Annotated in this window: 27 protein-coding genes and 2 pseudogenes; 18 read left to right on the top strand and 11 right to left on the bottom strand. The window is 44.7% G+C overall.

The genetic code is table 11. From position 1 onward, the window contains the following. The 4 genes and pseudogenes from AAC155_RS18830 to AAC155_RS18815 form a co-directional block, all read left to right on the top strand. A pseudogene (locus AAC155_RS18830) lies at nucleotides 1-194 on the top strand (IS4 family transposase); the annotation flags it as partial. After that, a complete protein-coding gene (locus tag AAC155_RS18825) occupies nucleotides 178-390 on the top strand; it encodes a hypothetical protein (protein WP_158536603.1) in 213 nt (70 codons plus the stop codon). The pseudogene AAC155_RS18830 and the gene AAC155_RS18825, both read left to right, overlap by 17 nt. 208 nt (nucleotides 391-598) lie before the next feature. Next, nucleotides 599-796, top strand: a pseudogene (locus tag AAC155_RS18820) (RHS repeat-associated core domain-containing protein); the annotation flags it as partial. A gap of 335 nt (nucleotides 797-1,131) precedes the next feature. Beyond that, nucleotides 1,132-1,365, top strand: coding sequence for a hypothetical protein (locus tag AAC155_RS18815; protein ID WP_113043699.1), 234 nt, complete (start codon nucleotides 1,132-1,134; stop codon nucleotides 1,363-1,365). A 69-nt stretch (nucleotides 1,366-1,434) separates the two neighbouring features. On the opposite strand, the gene murA is transcribed toward AAC155_RS18815, so the two are convergent. The 7 genes from murA to mlaF form a co-directional block, all read right to left on the bottom strand. Beyond that, on the bottom strand, nucleotides 1,435-2,694 hold the full coding sequence (murA, locus tag AAC155_RS18810) for a UDP-N-acetylglucosamine 1-carboxyvinyltransferase (RefSeq protein ID WP_113043698.1): 1,260 nt from the start codon (nucleotides 2,692-2,694) through the stop codon (nucleotides 1,435-1,437). A gap of 51 nt (nucleotides 2,695-2,745) precedes the next feature. Further along, nucleotides 2,746-3,000 (bottom strand): BolA family iron metabolism protein IbaG, encoded by a 255-nt coding sequence (gene ibaG, locus AAC155_RS18805; protein WP_011148158.1) that lies wholly within the window; start codon nucleotides 2,998-3,000, stop codon nucleotides 2,746-2,748. Nucleotides 3,001-3,398: 398 nt separating this feature from the next. Next, nucleotides 3,399-3,692 (bottom strand): lipid asymmetry maintenance protein MlaB, encoded by a 294-nt coding sequence (mlaB, locus tag AAC155_RS18800; RefSeq protein ID WP_113043697.1) that lies wholly within the window; start codon nucleotides 3,690-3,692, stop codon nucleotides 3,399-3,401. A gap of 1 nt (nucleotide 3,693) precedes the next feature. Further along, nucleotides 3,694-4,323, bottom strand: a complete 630-nt coding sequence (mlaC, locus tag AAC155_RS18795; protein WP_113043696.1) for a phospholipid-binding protein MlaC — start codon at nucleotides 4,321-4,323, stop codon at nucleotides 3,694-3,696. A gap of 33 nt (nucleotides 4,324-4,356) precedes the next feature. Beyond that, entirely contained in the window at nucleotides 4,357-4,863 is a 507-nt protein-coding gene (gene mlaD, locus AAC155_RS18790; RefSeq protein WP_113043695.1) for an outer membrane lipid asymmetry maintenance protein MlaD, read from the bottom strand. Nucleotides 4,864-4,867: 4 nt separating this feature from the next. Continuing rightward, complete coding sequence (mlaE, locus tag AAC155_RS18785; RefSeq protein ID WP_113043701.1) at nucleotides 4,868-5,650, bottom strand: lipid asymmetry maintenance ABC transporter permease subunit MlaE; 783 nt, start codon at nucleotides 5,648-5,650, stop codon at nucleotides 4,868-4,870. Nucleotides 5,651-5,660: 10 nt separating this feature from the next. Beyond that, nucleotides 5,661-6,464: a phospholipid ABC transporter ATP-binding protein MlaF gene (gene mlaF / locus AAC155_RS18780; RefSeq protein WP_112896289.1), complete on the bottom strand. Its 804-nt coding sequence runs from the start codon at nucleotides 6,462-6,464 to the stop codon at nucleotides 5,661-5,663. A 228-nt stretch (nucleotides 6,465-6,692) separates the two neighbouring features. Here mlaF and AAC155_RS18775 point away from each other — a divergent pair, with 228 nt between their 5' ends. From AAC155_RS18775 to AAC155_RS18710, 14 genes are all read left to right on the top strand, one after another. Continuing rightward, on the top strand, nucleotides 6,693-7,664 hold the full coding sequence (locus AAC155_RS18775) for a calcium/sodium antiporter (protein WP_113043694.1): 972 nt from the start codon (nucleotides 6,693-6,695) through the stop codon (nucleotides 7,662-7,664). Nucleotides 7,665-7,691: 27 nt separating this feature from the next. Next, entirely contained in the window at nucleotides 7,692-8,660 is a 969-nt protein-coding gene (gene kdsD / locus AAC155_RS18770) for an arabinose-5-phosphate isomerase KdsD (protein WP_113043693.1), read from the top strand. Nucleotides 8,661-8,677: 17 nt separating this feature from the next. Next, on the top strand, nucleotides 8,678-9,241 hold the full coding sequence (kdsC, locus tag AAC155_RS18765; RefSeq protein WP_112879243.1) for a 3-deoxy-manno-octulosonate-8-phosphatase KdsC: 564 nt from the start codon (nucleotides 8,678-8,680) through the stop codon (nucleotides 9,239-9,241). Between the two features lie 20 nt (nucleotides 9,242-9,261). Next, the gene (lptC, locus tag AAC155_RS18760) at nucleotides 9,262-9,840 is read left to right on the top strand and encodes an LPS export ABC transporter periplasmic protein LptC (RefSeq protein ID WP_112879244.1); all 579 of its coding nucleotides are present in this window, start codon (nucleotides 9,262-9,264) and stop codon (nucleotides 9,838-9,840) included. Next, entirely contained in the window at nucleotides 9,821-10,357 is a 537-nt protein-coding gene (gene lptA, locus AAC155_RS18755) for a lipopolysaccharide ABC transporter substrate-binding protein LptA (RefSeq protein WP_113043692.1), read from the top strand. Before lptC ends, lptA begins: the two co-directional genes overlap by 20 nt. A 6-nt stretch (nucleotides 10,358-10,363) precedes the next feature. Continuing rightward, entirely contained in the window at nucleotides 10,364-11,089 is a 726-nt protein-coding gene (lptB, locus tag AAC155_RS18750) for an LPS export ABC transporter ATP-binding protein (protein ID WP_011148169.1), read from the top strand. Between the two features lie 27 nt (nucleotides 11,090-11,116). Continuing rightward, nucleotides 11,117-12,556: an RNA polymerase factor sigma-54 gene (gene rpoN, locus AAC155_RS18745; protein WP_113043691.1), complete on the top strand. Its 1,440-nt coding sequence runs from the start codon at nucleotides 11,117-11,119 to the stop codon at nucleotides 12,554-12,556. A gap of 23 nt (nucleotides 12,557-12,579) precedes the next feature. Beyond that, nucleotides 12,580-12,867 (top strand): ribosome hibernation promoting factor, encoded by a 288-nt coding sequence (hpf, locus tag AAC155_RS18740; RefSeq protein ID WP_036775988.1) that lies wholly within the window; start codon nucleotides 12,580-12,582, stop codon nucleotides 12,865-12,867. A 123-nt stretch (nucleotides 12,868-12,990) separates the two neighbouring features. Next, nucleotides 12,991-13,458 carry a PTS IIA-like nitrogen regulatory protein PtsN gene (gene ptsN / locus AAC155_RS18735; protein WP_112896282.1) on the top strand — a complete coding sequence of 156 codons (468 nt, stop codon included), beginning with the start codon at nucleotides 12,991-12,993 and terminating at the stop codon, nucleotides 13,456-13,458. A gap of 74 nt (nucleotides 13,459-13,532) precedes the next feature. Beyond that, nucleotides 13,533-14,384 (top strand): RNase adapter RapZ, encoded by an 852-nt coding sequence (gene rapZ, locus AAC155_RS18730; protein ID WP_113043690.1) that lies wholly within the window; start codon nucleotides 13,533-13,535, stop codon nucleotides 14,382-14,384. Then, on the top strand, nucleotides 14,384-14,656 hold the full coding sequence (gene npr, locus AAC155_RS18725; RefSeq protein WP_011148174.1) for a PTS phosphocarrier protein NPr: 273 nt from the start codon (nucleotides 14,384-14,386) through the stop codon (nucleotides 14,654-14,656). The genes rapZ and npr overlap by 1 nt, the downstream gene beginning before the upstream one ends. 188 nt (nucleotides 14,657-14,844) lie before the next feature. After that, nucleotides 14,845-15,255 (top strand): nucleoside diphosphate kinase regulator, encoded by a 411-nt coding sequence (rnk, locus tag AAC155_RS18720; RefSeq protein WP_011148175.1) that lies wholly within the window; start codon nucleotides 14,845-14,847, stop codon nucleotides 15,253-15,255. Nucleotides 15,256-15,973: 718 nt separating this feature from the next. After that, a complete protein-coding gene (locus tag AAC155_RS18715; protein WP_146748122.1) occupies nucleotides 15,974-16,192 on the top strand; it encodes a hypothetical protein in 219 nt (72 codons plus the stop codon). A gap of 8 nt (nucleotides 16,193-16,200) precedes the next feature. Continuing rightward, nucleotides 16,201-16,470 carry a helix-turn-helix domain-containing protein gene (locus AAC155_RS18710; RefSeq protein ID WP_046975142.1) on the top strand — a complete coding sequence of 90 codons (270 nt, stop codon included), beginning with the start codon at nucleotides 16,201-16,203 and terminating at the stop codon, nucleotides 16,468-16,470. A 463-nt stretch (nucleotides 16,471-16,933) separates the two neighbouring features. On the opposite strand, the gene dinQ is transcribed toward AAC155_RS18710, so the two are convergent. The 4 genes from dinQ to AAC155_RS18690 form a co-directional block, all read right to left on the bottom strand. Beyond that, on the bottom strand, nucleotides 16,934-17,005 hold the full coding sequence (gene dinQ, locus AAC155_RS24565; RefSeq protein WP_369293964.1) for a damage-inducible type I toxin DinQ: 72 nt from the start codon (nucleotides 17,003-17,005) through the stop codon (nucleotides 16,934-16,936). A gap of 464 nt (nucleotides 17,006-17,469) precedes the next feature. Beyond that, on the bottom strand, nucleotides 17,470-19,119 hold the full coding sequence (locus AAC155_RS18700; RefSeq protein WP_046975141.1) for a hypothetical protein: 1,650 nt from the start codon (nucleotides 19,117-19,119) through the stop codon (nucleotides 17,470-17,472). Next, nucleotides 19,119-19,655: a baseplate complex protein gene (locus tag AAC155_RS18695; RefSeq protein WP_046975140.1), complete on the bottom strand. Its 537-nt coding sequence runs from the start codon at nucleotides 19,653-19,655 to the stop codon at nucleotides 19,119-19,121. The genes AAC155_RS18700 and AAC155_RS18695 overlap by 1 nt, the downstream gene beginning before the upstream one ends. Then, the gene (locus tag AAC155_RS18690; RefSeq protein WP_229015686.1) at nucleotides 19,627-20,334 is read right to left on the bottom strand and encodes a hypothetical protein; all 708 of its coding nucleotides are present in this window, start codon (nucleotides 20,332-20,334) and stop codon (nucleotides 19,627-19,629) included. The genes AAC155_RS18695 and AAC155_RS18690 overlap by 29 nt, the downstream gene beginning before the upstream one ends. Nucleotides 20,335-20,336 lie beyond the last annotated feature (2 nt).

The following is a 20,336-nucleotide window of genomic DNA, read 5'->3' as shown; positions in this document are numbered from 1 at the left end:
AAGAAAAATGCCGTGTGCCGAAAAAAGCCCCGAGCTTGCATTGGGCCTTCATCAATCTGGGAAAACTGGCCGGCTGGTACGATTCCAAACGCACGGGTCGAGTCGGATGGGAACGACTTTGGGAAGGTTGGTTTCGGCTGCAAACCCTGATAGACGGCTATTTGCTGGCTAAATCAGTTGATTTGGAGATCTGATCAAGAGACAGGTGCAGCCCCCAGGGGCTTCCCTGCTGAACAGCGTCACCTGCGGGCCTCGCCGGCCCGCACCCGGCCAACCCGCGTCAGCGGCGCAGACAAGCTGCCCCGCCGCCACGGGTTATCGATAAAACCCGGTTCTGGCAGGTTGAAAGGCGGTGTACAAACACGTCAGCAAATACACACAAGGGGTTAACGGCAGCTAACACCGCCGCTATACTGCTCAATGTGCAGACCGGATAAGGGCGTCAGGGTATGGCGGTAGCGTGCACACATCCTGAAAAGGCACGTCGGGTCAAAAAAAGTTGCAGGAGCAAAATGGGCGAAACGCGTCCTTCTGAAAGCCTTGTCCTGTGCGGCCTGGCATCGCCCTATAAGTATGACTGCCTCGGAGCTGATGCCCCTTCTGTGGGCAGTACGAAGACGAGGAAAGCGGGCTATACTATAATCGTTTTAGGTATTACGATAACGAGACCGGGCAATATCTCTGTGCCGATCCTTTGAATCTTAGTGGCGGATTTAACCCGTACAGCTATGTCCATGATCCGGTAAACTGGATTGACCCTTTAGGGTTAGCGGGTTCACCTTCGCAATTATTAAATCGGAAACTTAGAGCTTTACAAAAAGCTCAAGGTTCTGCCGTAAATATCCGCGAATTACCTGATGGACGAATCCGTTATTATGATAAGGAAGCGTTAGCTAGAACTGAAGGGCCAACGCGTGGACGTTCTCATGTCACAGAGTGGAATCCATCAACAGGAAGTGTGAAGTCTTGGGAAGAAACTTACGATCATTCCAGCAAGGTTAATCGTGTACATCCTAAGATGAAAGATGGCCGGGTATTGGATTTACCTCATTATCCACCTACCAAAGCGGATATAGATTCAGGCATAGCAACAACTTCAGGAAAAGCTATTAAAAAATGTGGGGGATTGTCATGAACAATCTAATCCATCTTTTTATAAGTGGCCTGAATGAAAAACTTCAAGAAAATTACGATACTGCTAACATTGCTAGATATGCATATGAATTTTACCTTGATCATGACATTGATGATGAGAGGCTAAGATATGTTGTTGATTATTTAAAAGGAATGGATGCAGATCCTGTATTTGAATTAAGTAAAGACGAAGTCATTTCTTTTGTTCGAGAAAATCTTTTTTACGTCTAAAAACACCGGAAGATCCCAGTGATCTTCCGGCTTTCTTATAATCTATCTTGGCGCATACCTACAGTAAGCCTACGTTGATTTCACTCGTTCAATGTTTGCACCAAGTCCACGCAACTTATCTTCGATATGTTCATAACCCCGGTCAATATGATAAATACGGTCAACAACCGTTACGCCTTCCGCAATACAACCCGCCAGAACCAAGCTTGCCGATGCACGTAAATCCGTCGCCATCACCTGAGCACTAGATAATTTTTTAACACCATGACAAAGCACAGTATTACTTTCAATTTCCGCATGAGCTCCCATCCGAATTAATTCAGGAATATGCATGAAACGGTTTTCGAAAATAGTTTCAGTAATCATCCCTGCACCTTCAGCAACCAAATTCAACAAGCTGAACTGCGCCTGCATATCAGTCGGGAAACCGGGGTGCGGAGCAGTACGTAATGTCACAGCTTTAGGGCGCTTACCGTGCATATCAAGGCTTACCCAATCTTTACCAATTGCAATATCCGCACCCGCCTCACGCAATTTAGCTAATACCGCATCCAGCGTATTAGGCTGAGCATGACGGCAAACTACCTTGCCACCGGATATCGCCGCCGCAACAAGAAATGTCCCCGTTTCAATCCGATCAGGTAGTACACGATATACACCACCACCAAGACGTTCTACACCTTCAATGGTGATATGGTCTGTACCCGCTCCGGTGATTTTTGCACCCAAGGTATTGAGAAAATTAGCCGTATCTTCGATTTCAGGTTCACGTGCTGCATTCTCAATAACTGTTGTCCCTTCTGCCAACGTTGCCGCGGTCATAATCGTGACTGTCGCTCCAACGCTGACTTTATCCATCACAATGCAAGCCCCTTTCAGACGCCCATTAACGGAAGCCTTAACGTAGCCCTCTTCCAGCACAATTTCAGCACCTAACTGTTCCAAGCCACTAATATGCAGATCAACCGGGCGGGCGCCAATCGCACATCCCCCCGGTAAAGAAACTTGCCCCTGACCAAAACGCGCCACCAAAGGACCTAACGCCCAAATAGAGGCACGCATGGTTTTTACTAGCTCATAAGGCGCACAATATTGATTCACATCGCGGGCATCTACAAATACAGAACCATTACGTTCAACTTTAGTCCCAAGGCGATTCAACAATTTGATAGTGGTATCAATATCTTTCAATTCTGGAACATTTTGCAACTCAACAGGCTCTTCAGCCAACAACGCGGCGAACAGGATTGGCAGTGCAGCATTTTTTGCCCCGGAAATAGTAACCTCACCCGACAGACGAGTAGGCCCTTTCACACGAAATTTATCCATCTGTGACGACTCTCTTTATATAATTTGCTGTTCGCGGCGAGGCAAACAACATTAAAAACCGTTGAGCTTGCGATCCCGTTTCCAATCATCCGGTGTGTAGGCTTTAATTGACAAGGCATGAATACGATTATCAGCAATGTATTCCATCAAAGGCGCATAAACGGCTTGCTGCTGTTTTACCCGGCTCATGCCGGCAAACATTTCACCAACCACAATAACCTGGAAATGGCTGCCATCTCCGTTAACGATGACTTCATCCAGTGCTAATTTATCCATCAGCACTTGTTTAATCTCATTAGTATCCATAATTGCTCAATGTTCTGTACCCGTCATCTTTCAAGTTGCCTCTTTGTTGGCTGCACTCACTCACCCCGGTCACATAGTTCTCTATGCTCCCGGGGATTCGCTCCCTTGCCGCCGCGATGCATCTTGAAATCCATAGGGTATGTAGTTAGAAATAAATAATAGACAGCCATCTATCCTAATAGAATCCTGCTTATTCTTAAACTATGAAAACGCCCTTGTAATATTTCTGCTTACAAGGGCGCTGATTATACCCGTTATCTTTCAAGTTGCCTCTTTGTTGGCTGCACTCGCTCACCCCGGTCACATCGTTATCTATGCTCCCGGGGATTCTCTCCCTTGCCGCCGCAATGCATCTTGAAATCCATAGGGTATGTACAGATAATTAATGAGATTATCGGTTAGCTATCAATGATCATTTCTTGCATATCATAGAGCTTAATCAGGGTGTTAAGCCGTTCATCAATGCCAGAAAAGCGCAATTTATCCCCTCTCTTTTGCATATGATGTTTGAAACGGACTAAAAGAGCTAACCCGGTAGAATCCACATATTCAAGTTGTGACACATTGATGTCATTGATATCGACCAATAATTTCTCTTTTTGCTGCCAGAGAGGAAGCAAACTATTACGATCCAAAGTGCCCTTGAGAATCAATGTTTGCCCTATTTTTTCCCAGATCAGACTCTCAGCCATCTTATTTTTTCTCTTCCAGAGTAATTGGCTGACGGGCACTGATTTCAAGCTGCTTAGTTAAGCCATCAATACCTTGCTGACGCAAGATAGAGGCCCATTCACTCTGTTTAGTCGTAATCATACTGACTCCCTCAGCAATCATATCAAATGCCTGCCAGTAACCAGTTTTGCTGTTTTTGCGCCATTGGAAATCAAGACGGACAGGAGGACGGCCATTCGGATCGATAATAGTGACACGAATAGCAATAACATTGCTGTCCCCTAACGGCTTTTCAGGGTCAATCTGGTAAGTTTGATTATGATACATTGCCAAAGCCTGCCCATAGGCCTGCTCAAGATAAGATTCAAATGCAACAAAATAAGCCTTGCGCTGCTCTGGAGTCGTATCTTTATAGTATTTCCCCAGAACCAATGCCCCTGCGTATTTGATATGGACATAAGGCAGTAGCTCCTCTTTCACCACTTTACGCAGATAATCTGGATTTTGACGAATTTGTGATTGGCTATTTTTCAAACGAGTAAAAGTCTTTTCCGCCGCATCCTGCATCAGCTTATAAGGATTCGTTTGATCAACTGCGCTCGCTAATGGCGCAAAAACCAATAGCGCCATCATTAATAATCTCTTCAACATAATGGGTTCCTCTTAATGATATTCAGTTGCTGGCTAAGGTGTCGGCGGGTGCTCTGCCCCACTTTGGACATTATCACCACTCTTATACAAGAACTGGCCGATGAGATCCTCAAGTACCATTGCTGATTTGGTATCTTGTACGCGGTCACCCTCTTTCAGAATACGGGTGTCCATATCGGGATCTTCAAACCCTATATTCAAGGCAATATATTGTTCACCTAATAGGCCAGAAGTACGAATGGAAAGAGAACTGGTATCAGGGATATGGTCATATTGCTTCATAATATCCAGTGCCACTTGCGGCGTATAAGTTTTTTCATCAAGAGAGATACTTGCAACACGACCAATCACCACACCCCCAATTTTTACCGGTGAACGCACTTTCAAACCTCCAATATTGTCAAAAGTTGCGTACAAACGGTAAGTTGGCTGGTTGCCTACCGATTTAATATCTGCCACTTTTAAGCATAAAAAGACGATTGCAGCCAGTGCAATCAAGACAAAAAATCCAACCCAAATTTCACTTTTCTTGCTTTGCATTGGCTTAGTTCCCAAACATGAGTGCTGTCAGCACAAAATCCAAACCTAAAACCGCTAACGACGCATGAACCACCGTTCTGGTCGTTGCTCGGCTTATCCCTTCCGAAGTCGGGATCGCGTCATAACCATTGAATAGAGCAATCCAGGTCACAGTAATGGCGAAAACGACACTTTTAATAAAACAATTAAGCAAATCTTTCTGCCACTCGATAGCAGACTGCATGGAAGACCAGAAGAAGCCACTGTCAATCCCCTTCCAATCAACACCAACCATCGCACCGCCCCAAATACCTACCGCAACAAAAATCAAAGATAATAGCGGCATACTGATAAACCCGGCCCAGAAACGGGGAGCTATCACACGCCGTAATGGATCTACCGCCATCATCTCCAGGCTGGAAATTTGCTCCGTGGCTTTCATCAAACCGATCTCTGCGGTCAGGGCTGATCCTGCTCGACCAGCAAACAACAGTGCCGTGACCACCGGCCCCAATTCACGTAACAGAGATATCGCCACCATCATACCAAGACTGGCTTCCGCGCTGTATGTTGTCAGTACCAGATACCCCTGTAAGCCAAGCACCATGCCAATAAACAGCCCTGAAACGATAATAATCAATAATGACCGAACACCCACGCTGTAAAGCTGCTGTCGGAGTAACGGCCATTGTCTGGCAGGTTCTGGCTTGCCAATTATCGCGCGGAACAGCATAAAACCTGCACGGCCAAAAGAGGCAAACACCTCAATGGCTCGTCGGCCAAGTGCCGCCAGCGCCTGTGTTAACATTAACATCCCATTATCCTAATAACTCAGTTTTATAATCCCCTGCCGGGAAACGGAAAGGTACCGGCCCATCAGCAATACCATCCAGAAATTGCCGTACTCGCCTATCAGAATTAGAGTGCAACTGTTGAGCTGTACCCTCAGCAATAATCTGTTGTTCAGCGATAATATAAGCGTAATCTGCAATGCTCAGAACTTCCGGTACATCGTGGGAAACAACCACACAGGTAACGCCAAGTGCCTTATTCAGCTCATCAATCAACTTCACCAAAACCCCCATCGTAATCGGGTCCTGACCAACAAAAGGCTCATCAAACATAATCAGATCAGGATCAAGTGCAATGGCACGAGCCAGAGCCGCACGCCTTGCCATACCACCGGAAAGTTCGGAAGGCATCAAATTCGCGGCACCACGTAATCCTACCGCCTCTAATTTCATCATTACCGTGGTCTGTATAATTTCTTCAGGCAGGTTCGTATGTTCACGCAGCGGAAAAGCAACGTTCTCAAAGACATTGAGATCAGTGAATAATGCCCCAGATTGAAACAGCATACTCATCTTCTTGCGAGCAGCATACAAGTGAGAACGGGATAAAGCAGGAATATTATCACCATCAAACCAGATCTCTCCACGTTCAGGACGTAACTGACCACCAATTAATCGTAATAGTGTCGTTTTCCCTATCCCAGAAGGCCCCATAATTGCAGTGACTTTTCCTCTAGGCACAACTAGATTAATATCAGCAAAAATCAAACGGTTACCACGGGTAAAATACATACCACGGATCTCGATGAGATTTGCTGTCTGTTGATTCATTATTGATAGCCCTTAACGGTTAATAAATTGGCTTTAATATTTGGTTCATATATTAATCATATATACTACAAAAAAACTGGAAAATTTTCGCCATTAATGTGATGACAAATTTTACTTTTCTATCCACCGCCGTCAGAATATGTCCCATCTAACTGGGCAGACAATTTTTGTTTAGAAAATCAACCAGCGTTAACATTAATTCGGAATATACCTTACAAGGGACGCTTCATGATTCTGACCTTTTTACTTCTAATTGCCGGGTTGATTTTACTGGTATATGGTTCCGATAGATTAGTATATGGTGCTGCAATTTTTGCCCGTACTCTGGGACTGCCTCCATTTATTATTGGTATTACCATTGTTGGCATTGGAACTTCTCTACCAGAATTAATGGTTTCAGTTACTGCAATGCTAGATAATCAACCTAATATGGCCGTGGGTAATGTTATTGGCTCCAACATTACTAATCTGCTACTAATACCCGGTGCCGCTGCATTTATTCGCCCAATGGAAGTAAAATCAGATATCCTGCGGCAGGAACTGCTGTTGATGCTACTGCTCACCGTCTTCTGTGGTTATTTAATGAGTGATCACTATCTCAGCCGGATGGATGGGTTGGTATTACTCGCTTCCGCCATAGTGTATATCTTACTGATGATAAAAATGGTTGCTCTACCGCGCCGCGCCGAAGCGGATATTTATACGCAAGAACAGGCTGCGGAATTACCGGTCGAAGGCAATAAACACATTGCCCTGCTTTGGATTCTATTAGGGTTACTTATTTTACCTATGGCAACTCGTATGGTTATTGATAATGCAACTGTTATTGCCCGCATTTATGGCATCAGTGAATTAGTTATCGGGCTTACCGTACTTGCGGTCGGTACCAGCCTGCCAGAATTAGCAACCTCCATTGCCGCAGCATTCAAAGGCGAAGATGACATCGCATTCGGGAATATTATAGGTTCGAATATATTCAATATATCAATTGTTTTGGGCCTTCCCGCATTACTCTCACCAGCAGCCATTTCACCTGAATCTTTCCATCGTGACTTTTGGGTAATGATGGTAGCCAGCATAATATTTACTGCATTTTGTCTGGGTCGTAAACACCGATTAAACCGATTTAAAGGTGTCCTGTTATTAAGCTGCTTTATCGCTTATTTTATCGTACTGTTTATTTCCCAATTACAGCATTGAATAAACACGAATGAGTAGGAAAAAGAAATGCCTAAGATTGATTTTCAGCAAGCGGGTAAAAAAGTATTACACATAGAACGGGATGGATTAACAGAACTTGAACAACATATAAACGGAGATTTTGACCGTATCTGTGAACTGATGTTCAACTGCGAAGGTAAAGTGATTGTCATGGGGATGGGTAAATCCGGCCATATCGGGTGTAAAATTGCTGCCACTTTCGCCAGCACCGGTACACCATCCTTTTTCGTTCATCCGGGAGAAGCCAGCCACGGCGATCTCGGCATGATCACACCTAAAGACATTGTCTTAGCCATCTCAAATTCGGGTGAATCCAGTGAAATTTTATCGCTGATTCCCGCATTAAAACGCCAAAAAATCCCGCTTATCTGCATGACTAACAATTACAACAGTAATATGGGAAAAGCCGCCGATATCCACCTGTGTATCAAAGTCCCGCAGGAAGCTTGTCCGCTAGGTTTGGCTCCTACAACCAGTACCACTGCAACACTGGTTATGGGTGATGCTTTAGCGGTTGCATTGCTCCAGGCACGCGGCTTTACTGCTGAAGATTTCGCACTATCACATCCAGGCGGCACTCTTGGACGCAAACTTCTGCTACTGGTGAGTGATTTGATGAATACAGGCGATGATATTCCAAAGGTTAATCGTCACGCCACCTTACGCGAAGCACTGCTCGAAATCACCCGACAAAAACTGGGGATGACCGTCATTTGCGATGAAAATATGTATATTGATGGTATTTTTACTGATGGTGATTTACGGCGAGTGTTTGATATGGGCGTCGATTTGTACAATGTCAAAATTTCAGATGTTATGACAACAGGTGGCATCCGCATCAAACCAAATGCCCTTGCAGTTGATGCATTGAATTTAATGCAGTCACACCATATCACGTCCTTATTGGTTGCAGAGGACAATAAATTGCTTGGTGTATTACATATGCATGACCTGCTACAAGCTGGTGTGGTGTAACCGGAGAAAATGCCTTAATGAGCCAATTAGTTTATTTGGACACCTGTTATGGTCCAGTTAATAAAGACGTTATTGAAAAAGCCCGTAAAATCCGCTTGCTGATTTGCGATGTTGACGGTGTTATGTCCGATGGCCGGATCTATATGGGCAATAACGGTGAAGAATTAAAAACATTTAATGTTAGAGATGGTTACGGAATTCGCTGCTTAATTACTTCAGGAATCGAAGTCGCTATTATTACCGGCCGTAAAGCAAAATTGCTGGAAGATCGAGCAAATACCTTGGGTATTACACATCTTTACCAAGGACAAAGTGATAAGGTTTTGGCGTACAAAGAATTGTTAGATAAACTGGGATTAAAACCAGAACAGGTTGCTTATATTGGTGATGATCTGATTGACTGGCCTGTCATGGAACAAGTGGGGTTATCTGTCGCTGTGGCAGATGCACATCCATTACTCTTACCAAAAGCGCATTATGTCACCCAAATTGCAGGGGGACACGGTGCGGTAAGGGAACTTTGTGATTTGGTGCTTTTTGCTCAGAATAAGCTGGAAGAAGCCAAAGGATTATCAATATAGTAGGTTGAAGTGAAACGAGAATGGATAGAATCAAATCCTGGTTGGTGATAACTCTGGTATTAATCATCCTGGCGTTAATTGGCTGGAACTTGTCTGATTCAGATGAGATTAAATCATCTTCTGCCACAGATAACAGTCAGCCAACCTATCAAAGTCAGGAAGCTATAACTTTTGTTTATGACCCTACGGGGAAATTGACGTATAAACTGGTCGCTGATGACGTCCAAAACTATGCAGAGTCAAAACTTACCTGGTTTACCAAACCGGTATTAATTACTTATGACTCAAATGCCATTGCTACATGGACAGTTCGTGCTAACAAAGCCAAACTAACTAATGACAAAATGCTCTATCTTTACGGAGACGTACAGGTTGACAGTCTGACTAATACGTCACAATTACAACGTATTACTACAGAGAACGCTATCATCAACTTGGTCACTCAGGATGTTTCATCTGACGATCAGGTCACACTGATTGGTGTCGGGCTAAAATCCGTCGGTATGAAAATGCGTGGCAACCTGCGAAACAAAACCGCTGAACTGATTGAAAAGGTTAACACCTACTATGAAATCCAACATGAAAAACAGAATCCGTAATGCTTTTATTGCCAGTGCTATCTTTGTAGTCAGTCTTCCCGCTATGGCACTGAAAGATGACACACAGAAACCCATTTCTATCGATTCTGTTAAACAAGCCCTTGACATGACAAGGAACACTTCCACATTTACAGAAGATGTGATCATCAAACAGGGTTCTATCGATATCCGCGCTGACAAAGTTGTTGTGACTCGCCCAGATGGCGATTCTAAGAAAATGGTTATTGAAGCATTTGGCAATCCGGTAACCTTCTATCAATTACAGGACAATGGCAAACCAATCAAGGGCCGCGGTTCCAAAATACGTTACGAAATGGATAAAGAGCTGGTTACACTCACTGGCAATGCCTATTTGGAACAGTTAGACAGCAATATAAAAGGCGACCGTATCACCTATCTAGTCCCAACTCAGCAAATGGAAGCGTTTAGTGACAAAGGTAAACGAGTGACAACCGTCCTACTACCTTCTCAATTACAAGAAGAAGGCCCTGCTGGGGTTAACAACAAGAGTAAATAACGATATATGGCAATACTAAACGCAGAAAACCTGGCAAAAGCTTACAAAGGCCGTAAGGTCGTTGAAAATGTTAGCCTAAACGTGAACTCCGGCGAAATTGTCGGCCTGCTTGGTCCGAACGGTGCAGGGAAAACGACGACTTTCTATATGGTCGTCGGTATCGTTTCACGGGATACCGGGACAATTACCATTGATAATGAAGATATTAGCCTACTGCCACTTCACGAACGGGCACGACGTGGTATCGGTTATTTGCCTCAGGAAGCTTCTATTTTCCGCCGTCTAAGCGTATTCGACAACCTGATGGCTGTATTGGAGATCCGCCAAGATTTGACTCAAGAACAGCGGAAAGAACGTGCCGAAGAGCTGATGGAAGAGTTCCATATCAGCCACCTACGAGACAATCTTGGTCAATCACTTTCCGGAGGTGAACGTCGCCGCGTAGAGATTGCCAGAGCACTGGCAGCTAATCCTAAATTTATTTTGCTGGATGAACCTTTCGCTGGCGTAGATCCTATCTCAGTCATCGATATCAAGAAGATTATTCAGCATTTGAGAGATTATGGACTAGGGGTCCTTATCACAGACCACAATGTCCGTGAAACATTGGATGTATGCGAACGTGCTTATATTGTCAGCCAAGGGCATCTGATTGCTCACGGCACACCTAATGATATTCTTAATAATGAACAGGTGAAGCGCGTTTATTTAGGCGAAGGTTTCCGGCTCTAATTCGGCCAGGAGAATTGATTTAACGCTATGAAGCAAAGTTTGCAACTCAGGCTTAGTCAGCAACTGGCTATGACACCACAGCTCCAACAAGCTATTCGTTTGTTGCAACTTTCTACGCTTGAACTCCAACAGGAAATACAACAAGCGTTAGAAATGAATCCTTTGCTTGAACAGGATGAAGATCATCAGGAAATTGGCAATCAGGAACTTCCCAATCACGAAACGGAAGCTATGGATACGCTTGATGCCTTGCAACAGAAGGATATGCCAGATGAATTACCCCTGGATGCCAGTTGGGATGAAATTTACACCGCTGGCACACCTTCCGGGACACGCAATGACTATAACGACGACGAACTGCCACTTTACCAAGGTGAAACAGTTCAAACCCTGCAAGACTATTTGATGTGGCAAGCAGAATTGACCTCTTTCACGGAAATAGATGCGGCGATTGCGACATCAATCATTGATGCCGTAGATGACACTGGCTATCTCACTGTACCACTAGAAGATATCCTTACCTGCATTGGCGACAATCAACTCACTCTGGCAGAAGTGGAGGCTGTGCTCAAACGGATACAGCATTTTGATCCTATCGGTGTCGCGGCTCGTGATTTAAAAGATTGTCTACTCGTCCAACTATCCATATTTCCACCAGAAACCCCTTATCTGAAAGAGGCGAGACTGATCATTTGCGAACATCTAGAGTTATTAGGTCATCGGGATTTCCGCAATTTAATCCGTCTGAGTCGCTTGAAAGAAGATACACTGAAAGAGGCTATAAATTTAATCCAGTCACTTGAACCAAAGCCTGGTCTGGCAATAAACACTGACCAATCAGAATATGTCATCCCCGATGTACTGGTTCGAAAAGAGGGTGAACACTGGCAAGTAGAATTAAATACAGATAGTATCCCCCGTTTACACATTAATCAGCATTATGCAGAGCTTGGGCAACATACGCGCAATGAAAGTGACAGTCAGTTTATCCGCAATAACCTACAAGAGGCCAAGTGGCTTATTAAAAGCCTGGAAAGCCGAAATGATACTCTGCTGAAAGTTGCGCGTTGTATTGTAGAACAGCAACAGGAATTTTTTGAACATGGTGAAGAATATATGAAACCTATGGTTTTGGCAGACATTGCTTTCCAGGTTGATATGCATGAATCCACCATTTCCAGGGTGACTACCCAGAAATTCCTGCACAGCCCACGTGGTATTTTTGAATTGAAGTATTTTTTCTCCAGCCATGTCAATACAGAAAGTGGAGGCGAAGCCTCTTCAACTGCAATACGGGCTTTGGTGAAAAAACTGGTAGCAGCGGAAAACCCCGCCAAACCATTAAGTGACAGCAAACTGACAAGCATGCTAGCCGATCAAGGCATCATGGTTGCCCGACGGACTGTCGCAAAATATAGAGAGTCGTTATCCATTCCGCCATCAAACCAACGTAAGCGTCTGGTTTGAAATGAACAGAGAAGGAAGACAATATGCAACTCAAAATAACCGGCCACAATATTGAAATTACTGATGCATTACGCGACATTATCACTGCAAAATGCAGCAAACTGGATCAATATTTCGACAGGATCAACCTGACTCAGGTAATCCTCCGAGTGGAAAAGGTACAACAAATCGCCGAAGCTACTGTACACATTAACGGAGGTGAGTTGCACGCATCATCAGAACATGAAGATATGTATGCAGCAATTGATGGACTGGTCGATAAACTGGCGCGTCAATTAACCAAACATAAAGACAAACTGAGACATCATTAACAGTTAGTTAACAAAAAATGTAGTAACAACAGCAGAGTATTACTGTAAAACAGTGCGCAAATACAGGATGCCACAGATAACCTATGGCATCCTGTATCAATAAGCACCTAAGTGAATAGGAAAATGAATAATCAAGCAGATTTACTACTAAGCTCTGTGCTTTCCCTCGCATGTACGCGCAATAATGTACATTGTTCGAGCAAAAAACGGGCTTTAGAGATTATCAGTGAGCTAGCATCTAAGCAGCTTAAGTTACCAGAAAATGTCGTATTCGAAGCAATATTAACCCGAGAAAAAGTAGGTACTACTGGAATTGGCAGTGGTATTGCTATCCCTCACGGTAAGTTAGATGAAGAAAGCTCAGATCAAGCGGTTGGCGTTTTCCTAAATCTGGAACAACCTATTGCTTTCGATGCTATTGATAATCAACCAGTCGATTTGCTGTTTGCTTTACTGGTTCCAAACGATCAATGCCAAACACACCTACACACATTGTCATTGATTGCCAAACGTCTTGCAGATAAAAATCTCTGCCGTCGTTTAAGATCGGCACAAAGTGATGAAGAACTATACGCAATTATCACTGAATAACTGTTGCAATGCATGGATAGCAATAGATAAGAGTGGCTCATAATAACCACTAAGAAATTAAGGGGAGTCGCCTCATGGTGCTGATGATAGTCAGTGGTCGTTCCGGTTCAGGTAAATCCGTTGCCTTACGCGCACTGGAAGATATGGGTTTTTATTGTGTAGACAACTTGCCGGTAGTATTACTGCCGGAATTAGCAAATACGCTAGCTGACCGCGATATTTCTGCTGCGGTTAGTATTGATGTAAGAAACATGCCGGAATCACCTAAAGTTTTCGAAGAAGCTCTGACTAAACTACCAGCGAGTTTCTCACCGCAATTACTATTCCTTGATGCTGAACGTAATACGTTGATCCGCCGTTATAGCGACACCCGCCGTCTGCATCCGCTATCAAGCAAAAATCTTTCTCTGGAAAGCGCTATTGATCAAGAAAGTGATCTGCTGGAACCCCTTCGTTCAAGAGCTGACCTGATTATCGACACCTCTGAAATGTCAGTCCATGAATTGGCTGAAATGCTAAGAACGCGTCTGCTAGGCAAACGGGAACGTGAGTTGACAATGGTCTTTGAGTCTTTCGGCTTTAAGCATGGCATTCCAATTGATGCCGACTATGTTTTTGACGTACGCTTCCTACCAAATCCACACTGGGACCCCAAATTACGGCCAATGACCGGTCTTGATCGTCCTGTAGCCGCTTTCCTCGACCGTCATACGGAAGTGCATAACTTCATCTATCAAACCCGCAGTTATCTTGAACTCTGGCTACCTATGCTTGAAACCAATAACCGCAGCTATCTGACCGTTGCTATTGGCTGTACCGGCGGTAAACACCGTTCTGTTTATGTGGCAGAACAGTTGGCCGATTATTTTCGTTCCAGAGGAAAAAACGTACAGTCGCGCCATCGTACTCTCGAAAAGCGAAAATAATGACTGTCAAGCAAAGACTTGAAATCAAAAATCGGCTGGGAATGCACGCCCGGCCAGCAATGAAGCTGTATGATCTAGTACAGCTCTTTGAATCTCATGTTATTTTACGCAATGATAGCCATGTTGAAGCCGAAGCCAGCAGTGTAATTGCTATGTTGATGCTGGATTCAGAAAAAGGCAGCTATATTGAAGTTGAAGCCAGTGGCCCAGATGAAGAACAGGCTCTTGCAGCTATTATTGATCTATTTAATTCGGGATTTGACGAAGAATAACCTTGCTCACTCACCTATGGATTATCATGTCCTTCACTGTTTTCATTAGCAGCACAAAACAGTTCGTGATCATGATCTCTTTATTTTCCAGTAAGAACAGCCTACTATCAGGTTAATCATTTTAAATAACACCCCCCTCCTCATGGTGCGGGGTGTTATTTTGTATTGGAATCCATTTGGAGTGTGGTATGACTAAACCAGCAATTATCATCAACGAATTAGACGCAGAACGTTTAGATTCCCTGTTGGAACAGCCAGCGTTTGCAGATACTAGTATCGCTGACGCTTTGAATGAGGAGCTGGATCGTGCAGAGATTGTACCGCCAGCAGAAATTCCATCAGATGTTGTGACGATGAACAGCCGGGTTCGTTTTATTGACCTGACAAGCAATGAAGAACGGGTACGTACTTTAGTTTATCCAGCGTCACTGCAAGACAGTTCAGATCAGCTTTCTGTTATGGCTCCTTTAGGTGCTGCATTATTGGGCCTTCGTATCGGTGACGAAATCAGTTGGGAATTGCCAAACGGCGAAGAAACCCGCGTCAAAGTATTAGAATTACTTTACCAACCAGAAGCTGCCGGTGAATATCACAGATAAAACCCTATTAAATCAAGACAAAAAACCACTATCGCACAAGTGGTTTTTTGTCTTTGATAGCCAAATGGCGACAAAATGGCGACAGGAATTTTATATCTTCAATTACTTTTCAACTAACCACTATACATTATGAGGTAATTATAATGTTCGAAAATAATAACAATCTGTCAATTCTTAAAGAAGTAAGAGACACTAATATATTCACTGGCTCTGATATAGATGAATAAGTAAATCAATATCTTCAAGGAGGTTGGATAATACTTTCTGCTACAAGTGGTACAAGTCCAGATAGCTATCCTATTCACTCAGTTTTTTAGGTTTCATTCCTTAACAACTAATTTCATCTCTATGTGTTCAGTAAAGCCGCGTCCTACTTGAATTCTTAAAATCAGCGCGGCTTCTGGTCATGATCCTATCTCCCACGTAAAATAGAATTTTTCCTTTAATATCATTATATTGATATTTTTCCCGTGATCCTCCCTTGATCTACAAACTGAAATTTCCTGAAAATCTTTTCAATCATTTCAGTTTGTGATTTTCCTTACATCGCTAGTACTGGCACGGTCTGGCCGTTTGTCTTGTAGGATTTTAAAACTGAAAAAATTTTTTGATCCAAAGCGTGCAGGCGGGTGCGGTGTAGTGCCGTTTTCGCCATAAGTTCATTTATTTCGTCATAAGCGCAGCAAGACAAACCGTCACTAAGGTATTTATTTGATTCTTGAGTCAGATAATACAATCGGTTAAAGTAGTGTTGTCATTGGCAAAATCCAGTGACCAAGGTTTTGCAGCCTTGCGTTCATGGACGCTGGTAAGAAGTTTTTACCAGTGCGCCTGCTATCGCCCCTCTATGGCGGTTCAGGCAGGGGAGGTTAACACCTCGCCGGAAATGAACGCCGGTCTGCAAACCCTGTTTGAATCGCCACCACCAAAGAGGTAAGCAGGAATATGAAAAAAGACTGGCATACCGCCGATATTATCGCAGCGATACGCAAGAAGAATAAAACGCTGGCATCATTATCCAGAGAGCACGGCTTAAGTTCTTCAACATTAGCAAATGCTTTAACGCGCCCCTGGCCTAAAGGGGAATTATTGATTGCTCAGGAAATTGGTGTAACCCCTGCCGAAATATGGCCCAGTCGGTATTTCGACGAAAATAAGCAGCCTATCAAACGAACCGTCCGAAATGATTTACCAAATAATTCTGATATCACATAAGTTATTTCTATATCCAAAAAAGTAACGACAACTTTTAAATCACTAAGCTAAATAACACGCTGAATTATCAGTTTTTTATTACACTTACTGCCCATTCTTTTAATATCAGAATTGTATTCAAGCTCTATGAAAGTATAAAAAAGCCCGCATGTTGCGGGCGAGATAATTGTATTTCAGACCATCAGAACCCGTAGCGTTGATTGATACCGCATTTAAAAAGGCGTCCCAATGTTATTATGTGTATGACTCGCGGTAAACTACACTAATCTATTGGCTATCCTCCCATACTACCGGAGCAATAATCGCTTGAACACGGGTTCAAGTCCGGTCGGGATTACCAAATTTAAGCTGTTAGATCAGTATATTGGGCCACTTAAACAAGGGTGGCTTACTTGATCAAAGGCGGTAAATGTTAAAGGCCACCGGGAGGTTACCCCGATGGCCTTAGCTACGTTTCCGTTATCTATTTCAGAAATGCACGGATCAGCTCTAAAAGCGCGATTAACGCTTTGAGAACGATGATAGCAGTGTCAATAAATGCTTTCACCCGTTTGCTCCAGTTAGGAGCACGACTCAACCAGCCATTGCCTTTACGCTGCCTGTCCGGCTGACTTCCATCAAGTCAGTTAAGGAATATCGCGCTCTGACCGAGGCACTGAAACAGCACCACCTGTTCTTCAGCCAGGACTTACGAAAACTTGCGTCAGAGATACACAGGCCAGAACGCTACCCAAAACTAACAGCCGTTGATTATAGGTTTATTTTCAGATGATTCAATCAATTAAAATGGTGAGTTGGTAAAAACAAAAAAACCAACTGGTGAGGTTGGCTTTTTTGTTTTACCCATACAGGGCGCGGGTATCTTTTGTGCTATTACCGAGATTGGTAGCCTCAGTCCTAGCGCGATATTCCTTAACTGACATAACCAGTCTAATGTCTATAGCATAAAATATCAACCTAGGATGCGGAGTAAAAAACCTCACATAAATGGAATGATATTCAACCAATCACAGGCGAATATTTCTGTTTCAGCCTATCCGATTTATAGGCCGTGTTCCTTATCGCGTTGGCGTTCTCCGGCGTACCTGTGTTGTGGTGCGTATGGGCGGCAGTCTGTTCCGCCAGTGCTTTAACCACATCCAACGTCTCTAACATCAAGGTCATGACATTGATTTGCTGGCTGCCCACCCAAACCACGGGCGCGATGATTTCTTGCCTGGCACCGGCGATGCTCTGCTTAAGCAGACCAATCTTCTCTATCAGCTTTTGCCCGACTTCAATATTGGCCTCTTTCCCTACACTGGCAACGAAATTTGATGAGGTCGCCATACTATAGTCACCGTCTGCGATTTGCTGGACAGCGCCCGCCAATAGCGTAGACGTGCCCAAAACCGTGGTTTTATCCGTGGCCTGTATCGTGGTTTCCCGTGCGACTACGGTACGCGTTTCCGTGTCTGCCCTGACTTCACGGTGCATAGACAATTCATGAATAGTTTGGTCAGTCTGACGAATCCAGTGCCCTTCCTGAGTCACTCTCTGCGAGACTTCCGCCCGCTGCTGCTGCAATTGCTCGCCTGGCTTGATATCGGGCAAGGTATTGCCCTGGCTTAATGTCTGCCGGATAAAGGGCTTGTCCGGCCTGCCTGCCTCAAAGGCGATTTCAACCATCGTTCCGACAGGCGGATATTGGAACATACCGGATTCACTGCCCGCCATCGGCAAAGGCAGCGGAACAGCGTGGTAAACAGAGACAGCGGCATCCTGACCATCATCAGCCAATAATTGCACATCAACCGCATAGCGTGGCCGGAATGGGTTAGAGATATCGCCGCTGACCGTGTTTTCAGTATGTGCCTCAATGCGGGCAAATTTGGGTAAATGCAGCCCTGCCGATAATTCGGGGTAGGCGGCATCAATCTGGCGCTGCATTGGCGTTTTGGTCTGCGACTGACCGGTCAGTTTGTTGACGGCTTCCCATGTAATGACCATATTTGCATTGTTCAGATTGACCTTGTTCAGCCGGTGCTGGTTGATCTCCACGCCTGGGCGCAACGATGGGATCATAGGAATGGTCATCGTATTGCCTGCGGACTGGCGCTGGCTAAATTCATTGGGGATCTCTACCGGTTTTCCCGCAAACATCGAATGCGCCCCACTGCCCACATAAACCGAACCATCCGGCAACTGATGCCAGAGATAATCCTCAATCGAAAAAACCTGCCCAAGATTAGCCAGTAACTGATAGCCGGTACCATGATGGGTAAAATGCGGGATGGGTGTCTCCGTATAAGGAGCATCCGGTAATGTGAAAGTGAGTCCGCTGTACTCCTGCAACCAATCCGCAATCTGGCTCAGTGTTGGATGCTGAAATGAACACGACCATAATCGGTCAAACACACCAACCAATTCACGCACAAAAAGACGCTGATAACCGTTTTGGGCTGGCTGTGAACGTTCCACATAACCCGTAAACCAGCGTAATACCAAATCCGTGTAACCCACGTCCAGCCGTACCAGTTTTCCGGTGTAATCGGATGTCGTTTCCGCCGTGATAAAACCACGGCCACAGGATGACAGTTCCAGCATAATATTGGCGTCAACCAGATGAATTTCATCACCGGAAAGATAGAGCCGGTTAATCGGTGTCATTATTTAGCGGGTCCTATTTTGTCATTGATGGGTTTCAATACTTTGCTTTCAAACCAGCTTAATTTTTCCGGCGCTTCTTTTGCTGCGGCGGCCCCCTGGCCTGTTTGCTTTTTGGCCTGAATATTATCGGCAACACGGGCATCACGTTTTTCAGCAACGGATAAATGTTCACGTAAAGTAAATGTGACCTGCCATGCCTGTTTACCGTCGATCTTACTGGCATCAATAGTATGGGTGAATGTCCCGATGCGAAAGTTGATAGCACCTGCGGTCAGGTTAGCGACACGGTAGCGTTTCAGATTTCCCTTATCTTTGGCCTCCGCCAATGTAAACAGGCGTGACAACGTTTTTTGCTCAGTAAAGGGGATGATCCCCGTAACACGTAATTCCTTGGGCTTAATGCCTTGCTCCGCTACGGCGGTACTGGATGACTGGCCGCTTTGGTCTGTGTCCTGAAACATCACCGATGGGGTTACGGTCAGACTTTTTAATGGGATGGCCTCGCCATCAAGGGCCAGTGTGATAATTTGGCTCATTATGTAGCATCCTTTCTAATGCGCGAATATCGTCCCCAACAAATAATGTCGCCAACGTGTAAACAGCGTCCTGTTCGGGGGTATCCTGACACAGTTTTTCGGCAAGTAGTACGCCGTTCCCTTTCCCTGAGCATACCCAGACACGGGTCGATTTGTTCCTGACGCCATTCAGAGCGGCAGTCACTTGTTGTAAGGCGTTCTGTCTTACCGTCGTGAAGTTTGTTAATTGTGATTTCAATCCCGCAATGCTGCTGCCGGCGCTAACCTGTGTTTTAGCCTGCTCAATCAATTGCGCATTCACGGCCATGCGGCTGGTTGATGTTGAAAATGGTTGCAACGGAGGCAAACCGCTGCCCGATTTCCCAGGCAATTGCATTTTGGTGATCGCCAGACGTTCCGCTGTCTTTGCCATACGGGTGACCTGAGAAAATACAGGCAACGGCAACACCGCTGAAAATTGGGTTAAATGCTGGATAAATTCATTATGCGTCTTCGCGCAGATCATGAGTACCACGGCGCTGATGTTTCCCGTTCCCCGGATTTTATTTGCCAGATAATTGATGGCGTTTGCCGGACTCAGATAGTGACCGCTGTCCGCTTTCTGCCCGATACCGTATACGAACGGATGGACGGATAGCATCGAGCAATGCATTCCCGTCATATTCGGGGATATGCGCATTA

The organism is Photorhabdus sp. HUG-39 (assembly GCF_963878365.1).
In the GTDB taxonomy this organism is placed as follows: Bacteria; Pseudomonadota; Gammaproteobacteria; order Enterobacterales; family Enterobacteriaceae; genus Photorhabdus; species Photorhabdus kayaii.
The sequence above is the reverse complement of the archived record's forward strand: the minus strand, read 5'-3'. Positions and strand labels throughout refer to the sequence as shown.

Bases quoted from the DNA above. Each gene is read 5' to 3' on its own strand.
- AAC155_RS18815 (WP_113043699.1), top strand. From the start codon at position 1,132: ATGAACAATCTAATCCATCTTTTTATAAGTGGCCTGAATGAAAAACTT.
- murA (WP_113043698.1), bottom strand. From the start codon at position 2,694: ATGGATAAATTTCGTGTGAAAGGGCCTACTCGTCTGTCGGGTGAGGTT.
- ibaG (WP_011148158.1), bottom strand. From the start codon at position 3,000: ATGGATACTAATGAGATTAAACAAGTGCTGATGGATAAATTAGCACTG.
- mlaB (WP_113043697.1), bottom strand. From the start codon at position 3,692: ATGGCTGAGAGTCTGATCTGGGAAAAAATAGGGCAAACATTGATTCTC.
- mlaC (WP_113043696.1), bottom strand. From the start codon at position 4,323: ATGTTGAAGAGATTATTAATGATGGCGCTATTGGTTTTTGCGCCATTA.
- mlaD (WP_113043695.1), bottom strand. From the start codon at position 4,863: ATGCAAAGCAAGAAAAGTGAAATTTGGGTTGGATTTTTTGTCTTGATT.
- mlaE (WP_113043701.1), bottom strand. From the start codon at position 5,650: ATGTTAACACAGGCGCTGGCGGCACTTGGCCGACGAGCCATTGAGGTG.
- mlaF (WP_112896289.1), bottom strand. From the start codon at position 6,464: ATGAATCAACAGACAGCAAATCTCATCGAGATCCGTGGTATGTATTTT.
- AAC155_RS18775 (WP_113043694.1), top strand. From the start codon at position 6,693: ATGATTCTGACCTTTTTACTTCTAATTGCCGGGTTGATTTTACTGGTA.
- kdsD (WP_113043693.1), top strand. From the start codon at position 7,692: ATGCCTAAGATTGATTTTCAGCAAGCGGGTAAAAAAGTATTACACATA.
- kdsC (WP_112879243.1), top strand. From the start codon at position 8,678: ATGAGCCAATTAGTTTATTTGGACACCTGTTATGGTCCAGTTAATAAA.
- lptC (WP_112879244.1), top strand. From the start codon at position 9,262: ATGGATAGAATCAAATCCTGGTTGGTGATAACTCTGGTATTAATCATC.
- lptA (WP_113043692.1), top strand. From the start codon at position 9,821: ATGAAAAACAGAATCCGTAATGCTTTTATTGCCAGTGCTATCTTTGTA.
- lptB (WP_011148169.1), top strand. From the start codon at position 10,364: ATGGCAATACTAAACGCAGAAAACCTGGCAAAAGCTTACAAAGGCCGT.
- rpoN (WP_113043691.1), top strand. From the start codon at position 11,117: ATGAAGCAAAGTTTGCAACTCAGGCTTAGTCAGCAACTGGCTATGACA.
- hpf (WP_036775988.1), top strand. From the start codon at position 12,580: ATGCAACTCAAAATAACCGGCCACAATATTGAAATTACTGATGCATTA.
- ptsN (WP_112896282.1), top strand. From the start codon at position 12,991: ATGAATAATCAAGCAGATTTACTACTAAGCTCTGTGCTTTCCCTCGCA.
- rapZ (WP_113043690.1), top strand. From the start codon at position 13,533: ATGGTGCTGATGATAGTCAGTGGTCGTTCCGGTTCAGGTAAATCCGTT.
- npr (WP_011148174.1), top strand. From the start codon at position 14,384: ATGACTGTCAAGCAAAGACTTGAAATCAAAAATCGGCTGGGAATGCAC.
- rnk (WP_011148175.1), top strand. From the start codon at position 14,845: ATGACTAAACCAGCAATTATCATCAACGAATTAGACGCAGAACGTTTA.
- AAC155_RS18710 (WP_046975142.1), top strand. From the start codon at position 16,201: ATGAAAAAAGACTGGCATACCGCCGATATTATCGCAGCGATACGCAAG.
- AAC155_RS18700 (WP_046975141.1), bottom strand. From the start codon at position 19,119: ATGACACCGATTAACCGGCTCTATCTTTCCGGTGATGAAATTCATCTG.
- AAC155_RS18695 (WP_046975140.1), bottom strand. From the start codon at position 19,655: ATGAGCCAAATTATCACACTGGCCCTTGATGGCGAGGCCATCCCATTA.
- AAC155_RS18690 (WP_229015686.1), bottom strand. From the start codon at position 20,334: ATGCGCATATCCCCGAATATGACGGGAATGCATTGCTCGATGCTATCC.